Annotated in this window: 10 protein-coding genes; 6 read left to right on the top strand and 4 right to left on the bottom strand. The window is 71.3% G+C overall.

Translation table 11 applies throughout. The annotated features are described in order from the left end of the window. Positions 1–12: 12 nt before the first annotated feature. Together ACIO9J_RS13890 and ACIO9J_RS13885 are read right to left on the bottom strand one after the other, a co-directional pair. Positions 13–1,149: an Ig-like domain-containing protein gene (locus ACIO9J_RS13890; RefSeq protein WP_401997480.1), complete on the bottom strand. Its 1,137-nt coding sequence runs from the start codon at positions 1,147–1,149 to the stop codon at positions 13–15. Between the two features lie 185 nt (positions 1,150–1,334). Then, a complete protein-coding gene (locus ACIO9J_RS13885; protein WP_401997477.1) occupies positions 1,335–2,090 on the bottom strand; it encodes a hypothetical protein in 756 nt (251 codons plus the stop codon). A gap of 104 nt (positions 2,091–2,194) precedes the next feature. Between ACIO9J_RS13885 and ggt the strand changes: the two genes are divergently transcribed. Continuing rightward, positions 2,195–4,000 (top strand): gamma-glutamyltransferase, encoded by a 1,806-nt coding sequence (gene ggt / locus ACIO9J_RS13880; protein ID WP_401997475.1) that lies wholly within the window; start codon positions 2,195–2,197, stop codon positions 3,998–4,000. 221 nt (positions 4,001–4,221) lie between these two features. Here the strand turns inward: ggt and ACIO9J_RS13875 are convergent, their stop codons facing one another. After that, a complete protein-coding gene (locus ACIO9J_RS13875) occupies positions 4,222–6,096 on the bottom strand; it encodes a hypothetical protein (protein WP_401997472.1) in 1,875 nt (624 codons plus the stop codon). Between the two features lie 46 nt (positions 6,097–6,142). Then, entirely contained in the window at positions 6,143–6,910 is a 768-nt protein-coding gene (gene map / locus ACIO9J_RS13870; RefSeq protein ID WP_401997469.1) for a type I methionyl aminopeptidase, read from the bottom strand. Between the two features lie 48 nt (positions 6,911–6,958). Here map and ACIO9J_RS13865 point away from each other — a divergent pair, with 48 nt between their 5' ends. The 5 genes from ACIO9J_RS13865 to hydA all read left to right on the top strand — a co-directional run bounded on the left by ACIO9J_RS13865 (position 6,959) and on the right by hydA (position 12,802). Beyond that, positions 6,959–7,210 (top strand): helix-turn-helix domain-containing protein, encoded by a 252-nt coding sequence (locus tag ACIO9J_RS13865; protein WP_401997466.1) that lies wholly within the window; start codon positions 6,959–6,961, stop codon positions 7,208–7,210. A gap of 149 nt (positions 7,211–7,359) precedes the next feature. Continuing rightward, positions 7,360–9,027, top strand: coding sequence for a hypothetical protein (locus ACIO9J_RS13860; RefSeq protein ID WP_401997463.1), 1,668 nt, complete (start codon positions 7,360–7,362; stop codon positions 9,025–9,027). 192 nt (positions 9,028–9,219) lie between these two features. Continuing rightward, entirely contained in the window at positions 9,220–10,062 is an 843-nt protein-coding gene (locus ACIO9J_RS13855) for a nitrilase-related carbon-nitrogen hydrolase (protein WP_401997460.1), read from the top strand. Further along, positions 10,059–11,342, top strand: coding sequence for an aspartate aminotransferase family protein (locus ACIO9J_RS13850; RefSeq protein WP_401997457.1), 1,284 nt, complete (start codon positions 10,059–10,061; stop codon positions 11,340–11,342). The genes ACIO9J_RS13855 and ACIO9J_RS13850 overlap by 4 nt, the downstream gene beginning before the upstream one ends. A 65-nt stretch (positions 11,343–11,407) precedes the next feature. Next, entirely contained in the window at positions 11,408–12,802 is a 1,395-nt protein-coding gene (gene hydA, locus ACIO9J_RS13845; RefSeq protein ID WP_401997454.1) for a dihydropyrimidinase, read from the top strand. Positions 12,803–12,860: the final 58 nt, after the last annotated feature.

Here is a 12,860-nt window from a genome sequence, read left to right as displayed (position 1 = left end):
AAGCGTGCACGCTTACTTCAGCGCGCTCTTCGCCTGCCAGTTGGACCAGGAGATGTTCCACTCGCCGTAGCCGTTGCCCGGGTCCGGGACGCCCTTGGAGCCGCTGCCCGTGACCTCGAACGGGTCGCCTATCTGGGCCTGGCCGTAGAGCCAGCCCGCGTCGCCGTCGCTCATGCCCACACAGCCGGAGCTGTGGTTGGTGTTGCCGAAGTACGAGGCGTTCCAGGGGGCCGCGTGCGCGTACATGCCCGACCAGGTGAGCCGCATCGAGTAGTCGACCATCTTGTCGTAGGCGTCGCCCAGGCCCACGGTCTCGGAGCGCATGTTGATCGTGCCCTCCTTCGACATCAGGACCGAGGTGCCGCCCCAGGACGCCTTGTCGCCGCCCGGCGTGCCGGCCGACATCGGCAACGACTTCAGCTTCTTGCCGTCGCGGATGAGGGTCGCCGTCTTGCTGTCCAGGTTCACCTTGACGACCTGGTTCTTGCCGATGGTGAAGTTCGTCGCGTAGTCGCGCACGAACCAGTCGTCGCCGCCCGAGTCGATGCCGTTGAGCCGCGCGTCCAGCTTCACCTTCGTACCGGACTTCCAGTACTCCTTGGGGCGCCAGTCGACGCGGTCCTTGCCGTCGTAGTTCTTGATCCAGCCCCAGGAACCCTCGGTGTTGTTCGAGGTCGTCACCTTCAGGTGCTTCTCGACCTCGGCCTTGTTGCGCACCGGGTTGTCGAAGGTGATCGACAGGGGCTGGCCGATGCCGACGGTGGTGCCCTTGCCCGGTGCGAGGGTCACCTTGTTGACCTTGTCGGGCGCGGCCGTCTTGAAGGAGTGCTTCGCGCTGCCGCCCTTGTCGGTGGTCGCCTCGACCTGGTAGGCGGTGCCCGGCGCGGCCTTGCGCTCCGAGGTCCAGCTGGTGCCGTTCTTCGACAGCTTGCCCGGCAGCTTCGCGCCCTTGGCGTCGGCGACCGTGACGTCCTTCAGTTTCCCGTCGGCGAGCTTCACCTCGACCGGGCCGCCCGCCTTGGCCTGCTGCCCCGAGAGGTTCACCGAGATCTTCGGTTTCTCGGCGGCCTTGTCGTCGCCGGAGGAGCCGCTGCCGCCCGAGCAGGCGCTCAGGGCGGCGGCAAGGACCGCGACTCCCGCGGTCGCCACGTGGCGGGTGCGAAGGGGGCGTCGGCGGCTCGAAGAGCTCTGGGGGGTCAAGGAAACGTACCTCCGTGCGAGTGTGTACTGCACGGAGAGAGTCCTGAAGACGCCTTCAGGCTGCACGATGTCCGGAAATTGCCTGCTAGATCACAGCAGGTCCCGGATGGTGTCGGCGCACGGTGAGCGCGGTGTCACTTGGCGCGATGGGAGCTGCGGCCCGAGGGCACCGGCAGCGGGGCCTGCGCCGCGCGCGTCACGTCCCCGACGAGCTCGACGACGTCGGGTCCGTACGCCTGGGAGTTGACGACCTTCAGGAGCAGCACGAAGGAGTTGTTGCCGTGCTTGCGGGCGAGCTTCTCGTGGTGGCGCGCGAGATAGCGGGTGGCCGCCTGGCTGGTGACCGCGCGCTGGCCGCAGAAGAGGAAGACGGGTCTGGCCTCCTGCCCCTGGTCGGCGGTGAGCCTGGCGAGGACGACGTACTCGCACAGGCCCGACTCCAGGCGGTAGCGCTCGCTGCCGATCTGGAAGGCGCCGCGGTCGGGTATCGGCTCCGGCTCGGTGTTCACGCGGACGCCGGGCAGCAGCGAGTGCATGTGCGCGGCCATCCGGCGGTTCGCCACCGGGCTGCCCACGCAGAACTCGGTCCGCTCGCCGAAGCCCTGCTGCGCCGCGTCGTGCGCGACGATCTGCGCGTGCGACCCGCACTCCTTGATGACGGCGGCCAGCTCGACGAGCGCGAACACGTCGTGGCGCACCACGGTCAGCTCGGGACCGCCCGCGTCGCGGTTGACCACGAGCAGCGACTCGGAGTTCTCGGGCAGCCCGAAGAAGGCCTGCTTGCGGCGGAGCCTGCGCTTCCACAGGGAGGAGCGGGCCACCCAGCCAAGGACGGCACTGATGCCGACCGCGATCAGGCCGAGGACGATGGTGCGCACGTCGTCAGTCATGGGGGCGCATGCTAGCGGGCCGACGGACCCGTGTTCGAAGAGGTCCTGACGCGACGGGGGGCGCGAAGTTACGCTGCGCAGACGGCTGTTGACTGGAGGTACGAATGCGTCGCGCTGTCGTACGGAATCTGACGCTATTGGCGGTCGGAGGGGTATTGGTGTCGGTCGGTGCGGCCACGCCCCCTTCGCCTACGCGCTCAGCGGAACCGGCTCCGCAGAAGGTGCCGGTCGCCGTGGGCTACGGAGGCGCGGTCGCCAGCGTCGACGCGGACGCCTCCGCGGCGGGCATCGAGGTGCTGCGCAAGGGCGGCAACGCCGTGGACGCGGCTGTCGCCACCGCCGCCGCGCTCGGGGTGACCGAGCCCTACTCGGCGGGCGTCGGAGGCGGTGGCTACTTCGTCCACTACGACGCCAAGACCCACGAGGTCAGCACCGTCGACGGCCGCGAGACCGCGCCGCGCACCGCCGACTCCGGGCTCTTCCTGGAGAACGGCAAGCCCCTCGCGTTCGACGACGCGGTCACCAGCGGCCTGAGCGTGGGCACCCCCGGCACGCCCGCCACCTGGCAGTCGGCGCTCGACAAGTGGGGCAGCAAACGGCTCGGCACGCTCCTGAAGCCGGCCGAGCGCCTCGCCCGCGACGGATTCACGGTCGATCCGACCTTCCGCTCGCAGACCGAGTCCAACCAGAAACGTTTCAAGGACTTCCCCGCCACGGCGAAGCTCTTCCTGCCGGGCGGGCAGCTCCCGGTGGTCGGCTCGACGTTCAAGAACCCCGATCTGGCCCGTACGTACGAGCAGCTGGGCCGCGAGGGCGTCGGCGCGCTGTACCGGGGCGGCATCGGCAAGGACGTCGTGCGCACCGTGAACAAGCCGCCGGTCGATCCGGCGTCCGGCCGCGTGGCCCGGCCCGGCGACCTCTCCGCCAAGGACCTCGCCGGGTACCGGGTCAAGCACCAGAAGCCCACCAAGGCCTCCTACCGCGGTCTCGACGTGTACTCCATGGCGCCCTCCTCCTCCGGCGGCACGACCGTCGGCGAGGCGCTCAACATCCTGGAGCGCACCGACCTGTCCAAGGCCTCCGAGGCGAAGTACCTGCACCGCTACATCGAGGCCAGCCGGATCGCGTTCGCCGATCGCGGGCGCTGGGTGGGCGACCCGGCCTTCGAGGACGTACCGACCAAGGAGCTGCTCAGCCAGCGGTTCGCGGACGCGCGGGAGTGCCTGATCAAGGACGACGCGGTGCTCAAGAGCCCGCTCGCGCCCGGCGACCCGCGCCACCCCGCGGCGTGCGCGGCCGGTGACAAGGCGGCCCCCACGACGTACGAGGGCGAGAACACCACCCACCTGACGGCCGCCGACAAGTGGGGCAATGTCGTCTCCTACACCCTCACCATCGAATCGACGGGCGGCAGCGGCATCACCGTGCCGGGCCGCGGCTTCCTGCTCAACAACGAGCTGACGGACTTCTCCTTCGCGCCCGCCGACCCCGCGGTGCACGACCCGAACCTGCCGGGTCCCGGCAAGCGGCCGCGCTCCTCGATCGCCCCGACGATCGTGCTCAAGCACGGCAAGCCCGTGGTGGCGCTCGGCTCGCCGGGCGGCGCCACCATCGTCACCACCGTCCTGCAGACCCTGACCGGCTTCGTCGACCGGGGCCTGCCGCTGGTCGACGCGATCGCCGCGCCGCGCGCCAGCCAGCGCAACGCCGCACAGACCGAGCTCGAACCCGGCCTGTGGGACAGCCCGTTGCGCGGCCGGCTCGAATCGATCGGCCACTCCTTCAAGCAGAACCCGGAGATCGGCGCGGCCACCGGCGTGCAGCGCCTGCCGAACGGCAAGTGGCTCGCGGCCGCGGAGAAGGTCCGCAGGGGCGGCGGCTCCGCGATGGTGGTGCACCCCGCCAAGTGACCCGCGGCGCCCCCGTACGGCTAGGGTCTTTCGTTTGGATCAGGCCGGGCTCGCGGGGTCTGGCACGCACTCCCCCAAGCTCTCGGCTTCGCTCGAGCAGGGAGGTGCCCCCTCCGGCGTTGTCGTCGGTTGTCAACGCTCCGCGTTGTCGCCCTCCTCCGCCTTGCGATCGCACGCACCAGACCCCGCTCCCTGATCCGGCCTGATCCAAACGAAAGACCCTAGGAGGCGGGTGACGCCGCGCAGTTCTGCTCCAGCTCGTTCGCGGCCCAGCGGATCGGCGACTCCGGGTCGTCGTGCAGATACCGCAGCGTGGGCAGCGCCTCGCGGACCGCGGCGAGCTGGGCGTCGCCCCGGCCGCCGCGCGCCTGGCGGACGTCGGCGAGGTCCGCGATGAGCAGGAGCAGGGTGCTGCGGGACCTGTTGTCCGGGTCCGTCATCAGGTCGACCAGGAAGGGGATCGCGGGGACGGCGGCGGTCGAGGCCGCGTCCTTGGAGACGAGCAGCCGGTAGAGGTCGTGCACCGCGTCCATGGCGGTCTTCTTGTCGTCGGATGTGACCTTGCCGATCAGCTCCGGGATCATGGTTCCCGGCCCCCGGGCGGTCCACAGGGAGCCCCAGTCGACGCCGTCCAGGCGCAGCTGGAGATCGCGGTGCGGCCAGAGCCTCGCGAGGTCGAGACCGAGCGCGGACGTGCCCTGCTGGTGGGTGACGTTCAGCGTGCCGTCCGGGTCGAGGCCGAGGAACCTGATGCCGGTGCCGATGCGCAGACCCGCCACCGCGTCCGACGCGAGGTCCCAGACGCGGACCAGGCCGTCGTCCCAGGCGGCCGCGAGCGCGGGCCCGGTCGACAGCCGGGCGGCGCTCAGCGCCCGTACGGGGGAGCGGCGGCGGGCGAAGGGGGCCCGCAGCGGCTTGCGGCGGGTGCTCCAGTAGCGGATCACGCCGTTCTCGTCGCCGCTGAGCACCAGGCGCTCGCCGCTCTCCAGCTTCAGGCAGGTGAGCGCGGTGACGGGCGCGCGGTGCAGGGCCAGGGTGATCGTCTCGGGCGACTCGTCGTCCGTCTCCAGGACGTGCACCGAGCCCTCCGAGTCGCCCGCGGCGAGCGTCGTCACGTCCTGGTCGGCGGCCACCGACCGTACGACGGCCGGGAGTTGGACGAGCGAGGCGGCGGAGCCCGGCACCGCGTGCGGCGTGCCGCGGCCGTGCGGGAGGACGCTCCAGCGGCCCCGGGAATCCCTGGCGCCCACCGCGAGGGAGAGCGGCCCGAGGTCCTCCAGGGGTGCGGGCGCCTCGGTGGGCTGCCGGATCGCCTTGTCGCCGGTCCAGTCGACGCCGAGGGTCTCGGCGACCGCGACGAGGGCGTCGCGGGTGCGGGCGTTGATGACGACGAGGAAGCCGGCGCCGGGCCCGCGCCCGTGCCGGATCACCGCGTCGGGGCCGCCGTAGGACAGCGCGTCGGTGTCCATCTCCTGCCAGGGCAGCAGGCCGAGTTCACGGTACGAGGCGGTCAGCCTGTGCAAGATCTCCGGGTCGGCGTCGGCCTCGGCGGCGGGCACCCGCAGGGTCCAGCCGTAGTGCGCGGGCAGCCGCTCGAAGGCCAGCTGCGTCAGGAACTCCGAAAGCGAGCGGCTCTGCACGACCCACGCGCCGCCGACGCTCACGACGACGCGGGGGTCGGGCAGTTCGGCGTCGGCGGCGAGATAGCCCCATGCGTGGCTGTAGTGGTACTCGGACATGAAGACGCAGACCCGGCGGTCGGCGCCGGGTGGCGCGAGGTCGTCGTCCGGGGCGAGCTCGATGTCGGAGACCGCCGGGGGCCACTGGGTGTGGACCCAGTACAGGCGCGGGTTGAAGGCGAAGGAGTTGACCGGCGAATCCCACCACTCGGTCAGGGCCTGGGGGACCGGGAGTTGCCAGTCGATGCCGTCCCGCCGGTTCTCGCCGCCCCAACGGGAGTGGCCGGGCTCGCCGCCGGGGTCCTCGTAGCCCCACTCGCGCTGCACCGCGTCGAGCAACTCCCATCGGGAACCGCCCTGTTGCCACTGTCGGAGCCGTTCCGCGAACTGTCCGTAGTCGATGATCTCTGCTGTCACCGGTGAATCGTACGGATGATCTAGTGCGCGGAATGTTCCCGTGAGGTCACAGTGCCGTGAGGATCCTGGGACCGTCCTCGGTGATCGCCACCGTGTGCTCGGCGTGCGCGGCGCGGCTGCCGTCGTTCGTGCGCAGCGTCCAGCCGTCCGGCGCCGCGTGGTAGTGGTCGCCGCCGCCCGCGATCACCATCGGCTCGATGGCGATCGCCATGCCGGGGCGCAGGGGCATGCCGCGCCCGGGGCGGCCCTCGTTCGGCACCCCCGGGTCCTCGTGCATGTGGCGGCCGATGCCGTGGCCGCCGAAGTCCTCCGGGATGCCGTACCCGGCGGCGCGGCAGACGGTGCCGATGGCGTGCGCGATGTCGCCGATGCGGTTGCCGGCGACGGCCGCGGCGATGCCCGCGTCCAGGGCGCTCTCCGCCGTGCCGATCAGGCGGGTGTCCTCGGGGCGCGCGGTGCCCACCGTGAAGCTCCTCGCGGAGTCGCCGCACCAGCCGTCCAGCTCGGCGCCGAAGTCGATGGAGACCAGGTCGCCGTCGCGCAGCCGGTACGCGGTCGGGATGCCGTGCACGATCGCGTCGTTCACCGAGACGCACAGGACGGCGGGGAAGGGGGTCGGGGCGAAGTGCGGCCGGTAGCCGAGGAAGGGCGAGGAGGCGCCGGCCTCGCGCAGCACCGCGTGCGCGGCCTCGTCCAGGTCGAGCAGGGAGGCGCCGACCCGCGCCGCCGCGCGGGCGGCGGCCAGGCCTTGTGCCACGATGCGGCCCGCTTCGCGCATCGCGTCGATCGAGGTTTTCGTCTTGAGTTCCACCATGCCAATTACTATACCGGTATTTCAATGGGGATCCGCTACGATGGGTCCATGGTTCGAAATCCCTTGACCTCTGAGGAGCGCGAGCGCGGTGAGCGGCTCGGGCATCTGCTGCGGGACGCGCGCGGGGCGCGGAGCATGGTGTCGGTCGCGGCGGAGGCCGGGGTCTCCGCGGAGACCCTCCGCAAGATCGAGACGGGGCGGGCGCCCACGCCCGCGCTCTTCACCGTGGCGGCGCTCGCCTCCGTGCTCGGGCTCTCGCTCGACGAGATCGTCGTGCGGTGCGAGCTCGTGCCGGTGTGACTCGTGCCGGTGTGACTCGTGCGGGTGTGACTCGTGCCCTTGTGACTCTTGCCCTCATTCCGGAAAACTGCGTGTAGTCGTCCCGTAACGCGACTGGTGTTATCTTCCGGACCGGAAGACTCCAGGCTCCACGGGGCGGTGCTGGTCGGATGGCAGTGGGACAACTCCCGGATCAGGTCAGGGAGTTCGCGAAATACTTGAGGGAGCTGCTGGCGCGGCTCGACCAGGGCGCCGGCTGGTGCGGCGTGTTCTGGCAACGGGACCCGGACGGCATGCGCGCCTGTCTGGACGGCGACGAGGTGCCCCCCTGGGACGTGGTGCAGGCGCTGCTCCACGACCTCGCTGCGGACCGCGGCGTGCCGGAGGCCGAGCGGGAGACCGGGCACGCCCGCGTCCTGCACCGGGCCTCGCTCACCGCGTACGACGCGCGCCCCGGCGGCCGCGAACTGCTCGGCGAGCGGCTCGACATGATGCTCAGGGAACAGCGCTACGCGACCGACCGCGAGGCCGACCTCGGCAGACGGCTGAAGGACGCACAGGACCCCGACGAGGCGGACCGCATCAACCTGGACCTGGCCTGGGTCCGCGACGACCACGAACGGGCGACGGCGCGCTGCGTGGAACTCCAGGAACGCCTGGACCGCCTGGAGGCGGCGCGACGGCCGTCGTGGGTGGATCTGAGCCGGACGGATGCGGGTATCGGGGGCGGGGACGGGGGCCTTGGCGGCCGGCCGGGGGCGGAGGGGGGTGCGGGGCGGTCTGGGGCGGATGGCTTCGGTGGTCGGCCCGGTGCGGGCGGCTTCGCGGACCGGGGCGGCCGGGATGGCTTTGCGGGGCAGCCTGGTGCGGATGGTTTCGACGGGCGGTCCGGGGCGGATGGTTTCGCTGGGCACGGTGGGGCTGACGGCCTTGGTGGATCGGGTGGGGCTGACGGCTCTGGTGAGCCGGGGCAGAGGGCCGGGGCTGATGGCCACGGGGAGGCGTTCGGTGCGGGTGCCGTGGACCGTGGCGTCACGGACGGCGTGCACCGCGTGCCCCCGCAGGCTCCCGCCCCGGAGCCCGAGTCCCGGTCGCGTCGGCGCGCGCGGGGCGGGGCCCGGTTCGCGGGGTTCGGTGGAGGCGGCGGCGCGGCGGCTGCCCCCGAGCCCGTCCCCGGGGGAGAGGTGCCGGAGAGTCACGCGGCGCCCCGTGGTGCCCGGTTCGCGCGCCCGGAGGGCGACGTGGGGCCGGTCGCGGGCGGGGGCCGCGAGGGCACGTTCGAGGACGGGTTCGGTGGTGGGTTCGTGGACGAGGAGGAGCGGATCACCGCCGCGGCCGTGCAAGAGCTCGTGCGGCTGCGCGGCGAGGGTCGCAGCGGCGAGGCGCACGGCGTGCTCGTCGAGGCCGCGATGTGGCCCGCGACGCGCCTGCCCGGCCTCGCCGGTGAACTGCACCGCGCGGGCCTCGGCGCCGACTGGGCCACCCTGCTCTGGGAGGTCGCGTCCCTGCCACCGGACCGGCTGGTCGCGGTGGCCGACGCGCTGGCGGGCGCGGGCCGCCCGGACGACTGCAGGAAGCTGCTGCGCCAGGGCGTCGCACGCCCCGCGCCCGAGATGGCGGAGGCGCTGCTCGGCCTGATCGACGCGGGCCGCGAGCGGGAGGCCCGCGCGCTCCTCGACTCGTATCTGCGCGTGCGCACCCCCGAGGACGCCGCGCGCTGCGCGCACACAGACCCCGGCCGTCTCATACCCCTGCTCCTGGAGACGGCGAAGGCGGTCTCCGACGAGCACCACTGGGACCTCGTGCACGCACTGCGCGTCGCGGGGTTCAGCGCCTGACCCGGTCCGGATCCCCGCGCCCCCGGTCCGTTTCTCGCCCGCTCGGGTGCGAAACGTGATCGACTCAGCCGGTTCACGACGATGGTCTTGCTCAGCCCGTCGGCGGAGGCTTACGTTCTCCTATCTACGCATCAAGTCTACGTGCGTAGAAGCTCTCTGACGTCCTCTCAAGGGCATGTGAAGGAGCAGCTCATGGTCAACGTCGTACGCGCCGCACTGGTCCAGGCGACCTGGACGGGCGACACGGAATCGATGATCGCCAAGCACGAGGAGCACGCCCGCGAGGCGGCACGGCAGGGTGCGAAGATCATCGGGTTCCAAGAGGTCTTCAACGCCCCCTACTTCTGCCAGGTCCAGGAGGCCGAGCACTACCGCTGGGCGGAACCCGTGCCGGACGGGCCCACCGTGACGCGGATGCGGGCCCTCGCCCGCGAGACCGGCATGGTGATCGTCGTCCCGGTCTTCGAGGTCGAGCAGTCCGGCTTCTACTACAACACCGCGGCCGTGATCGACGCCGACGGGTCGTACCTCGGGATGTACCGCAAGCACCACATCCCGCAGGTCAAGGGCTTCTGGGAGAAGTACTACTTCAAGCCGGGAAACGCGGGCTGGCCGGTCTTCGACACGGCGGTCGGCAAGGTCGGCGTCTACATCTGCTACGACCGGCACTTCCCCGAGGGCTGGCGGCAGTTGGGCCTCAACGGCGCCCAGATCGTCTACAACCCCTCCGCCACGTCCCGCGGCCTCTCCGCCTACCTCTGGCAGCTGGAGCAGCCCGCCGCAGCCGTCGCCAACGAGTACTTCGTCGCCGCGATCAACCGCGTCGGCCAGGAGGAGTACGGCGACAACGACTTCTACGGAACGTCGTACTTCGTCGACCCGCGCGGCCAGTTCGTCGGCGAGCGCGCCAGCGACAAGGCCGAGGAACTCGTCGTCAGGGACCTCGACTTCGGCCTCATCGAGGAAGTACGCCAACAGTGGGCGTTCTACCGGGACCGGCGTCCCGACGCCTACGAAGGGCTGGTGGAGCCGTGACGGATCTGTACGACCGCCATCGGGCCGTGCTGCCCGACTGGCTCGCGCTGTACTACAGCCGCCCGCTCGAACTCACCCACGGCGAGGGCCGGCACGTCTGGGACGCCGAGGGCAAGCGGTACCTGGACTTCTTCGGCGGCATCCTCTCCACCATCACCGCGCACGCCCTGCCCGAGGTCACCAAGGCCGTCGCCGAGCAGGCCGCGCGGATCATCCACTCCTCGACGCTGTACCTCAACCGCCCGATGGTGGACCTGGCCGAACGCGTCGCCGCGCTGTCCGGCATCCCCGACGCCCGGGTCTTCTTCACCACCTCGGGCACCGAGGCCAACGACACCGCCCTGATGCTCGCCACCGCGTACCGCCGCTCCAACCAGATCCTGGCGATGCGCAACAGCTACCACGGCCGCTCCTTCACGGCCGTCGGCATCACCGGCAACCGCGCCTGGTCGCCGACCAGCCTCTCGCCGCTCCAGACGCTGTACGTGCACGGCGGCGTGCGCGCCCGCGGCCCCTACGCCGCCCTGAGCGACGCCGAGTTCACCGAGGCCTGCGTCGCCGATCTGCGGGACGTGCTCGGGCAGGCGCGCGGGGGAGTGGCGGCGCTGATCGCCGAACCCGTCCAGGGCGTCGGCGGCTTCACCTCGCCGCCCGACGGGCTGTACGCCGCGTTCCGCGAGGTCCTCGACGAGCAGGGCATCCTGTGGATCTCCGACGAGGTGCAGACGGGTCTGGGCCGCACCGGTGACCACTTCTGGGGCTGGCAGGCCCACGCGGAGAACGGCCCGCCGGACATCCTCACCTTCGCCAAGGGCATCGGCAACGGCATGTCGATCGGCGGCGTCGTGGCCCGCGCCGAGCTCATGAACTGCCTGGACGCCAACTCCATCTCGACGTTCGGCGGCTCCCCGGTCACCATGGCCGCGGGCCTCGCCAACCTCACGTACCTCCTGGAACACGACCTCCAGGGCAACGCGCGTCGCGTCGGCGGACTGCTCATCGAGCGGCTGCGGGCGATCTGCGCCCAGCTGCCCGGCGTGCGCGAGGTGCGCGGACGCGGCCTGATGATCGGCATCGAGCTGGTCAGGCCCGGCACGGACGAGCCGGACCTCGCGGCGGCGTCCGCCGTGCTGGAGGCGGCCCGCGAGGGCGGACTGCTCATCGGCAAGGGCGGCGGCCACGACACCAGCGTGCTGCGCGTCGCGCCGCCGCTCTCACTGACCGTGGCGGAGGCGGAGGAAGGCGCCTCGATCCTCGAACAGGCCCTCGGCAGCGTCTAGTTCACGCCCGGGTTCCCGTCAGTTCCGCAGGTACAGGAAGCAGGAACAGGAAGGGGAGTACCCCCATGAGTACTCGCACTCTGATCACCGGCGGTCTCGTGATCACGGCCGCCGAGGAGGTCCACGCCGACGTACTGATCGAGGACGGCCGCATTGCGGCGCTCGCCGCGGCGGGAACCCAGGAGTGGCGCGCGGACCGTGTCCTGGACGCCACGGGGAAGTACGTGATCCCGGGCGGCGTCGATGCCCATACGCACATGGAGTTCCCGTTCGGCGGCACCGCCTCCTCGGACACCTTCGAGACCGGCACCCGGGCGGCGGCCTGGGGCGGCACCACCACGATCATCGACTTCGCGGTGCAGTCGGTGGGGCGCTCGCTGCGTGAGGGGCTCGACGCCTATTACGCCAAGGCGGCGGGCACCTGCGCGATCGACTACGGCTTCCACATGATCGTCTCCGACGTCAACGAGTCGACGCTCAAGGAGATGGACGGCCTGGTGGGCGAGGGCGTCACCTCGTTCAAGCTCTTCACCGCGTACCCCGGGGTCTTCTACAGCGACGACGGGCAGATCCTGCGCGCGATGCAGAAGGCCGCCACCAACGGCTCCCTGATCATGATGCACGCGGAGAACGGCATCGCGATCGACGTCCTCGTACAGCAGGCGCTCGCCCGCGGCGAGACGGATCCGCGCTACCACGGCGAGGTGCGCAGGGCGATCCTGGAGGCCGAGGCGACCCACCGGGTGATCCAGCTCGCCCGGGTCGCGGAGGCGCCGCTGTACGTCGTGCACGTCTCGGCCGAGGAGGCCCTGGCGGAGCTGGCCGCCGCGCGGGACAAGGGACTTCCGGTCTTCGGCGAGACCTGTCCGCAGTATCTGTTCCTGTCCACCGACAACCTCGCGGAGCCGGACTTCGAGGGCGCGAAGTACGTCTGCTCGACGCCGCTGCGACCGCGTGAGCACCAGGCGGCGCTGTGGCGCGGGCTGCGGACGAACGACCTCCAGGTGGTGTCGACCGACCACTGCCCGTTCTGTTTCACCGGCCAGAAGGAGCTGGGCCGCGGCGACTTCTCGAAGATCCCGAACGGCATGCCGGGCGTCGAGAACCGCATGGACCTGCTCCACCAGGCCGTCGTGGAGGGGCACATCACCCGCCGCCGCTGGATCGAGATCGCCTGCGCGGCCCCGGCCAGGATGTTCGGGATGTACGGCAAGAAGGGCACGATCGCGCCGGGCGCCGACGCGGACGTGGTGATCTACGATCCGGCCGCCGAGCAGGTGATGTCCGCCTCGACCCACCACATGAACGTGGACTACTCGGCGTACGAGGGGAAGCGGACCACCGGGCGGGTGGAGACGGTCCTCTCGCGCGGTGAACTGGTCATCGACCAGCGGGAGTTCACCGGGCGCGCCGGGCACGGGTCGTACGTCACGCGCGGTACGACCCAGTATCCCGGCTAGGGTCTTTCGTTTGGATCAGGCCGGGCTCGCGGGGTCTGGCACGCCCTCCCCCAAGCTC

The organism is Streptomyces sp. NPDC087300 (genome assembly GCF_044744425.1).
Taxonomy (GTDB): domain Bacteria; phylum Actinomycetota; class Actinomycetes; order Streptomycetales; family Streptomycetaceae; genus Streptomyces.
This window is presented reverse-complemented; position numbering and strand designations above follow the sequence as displayed.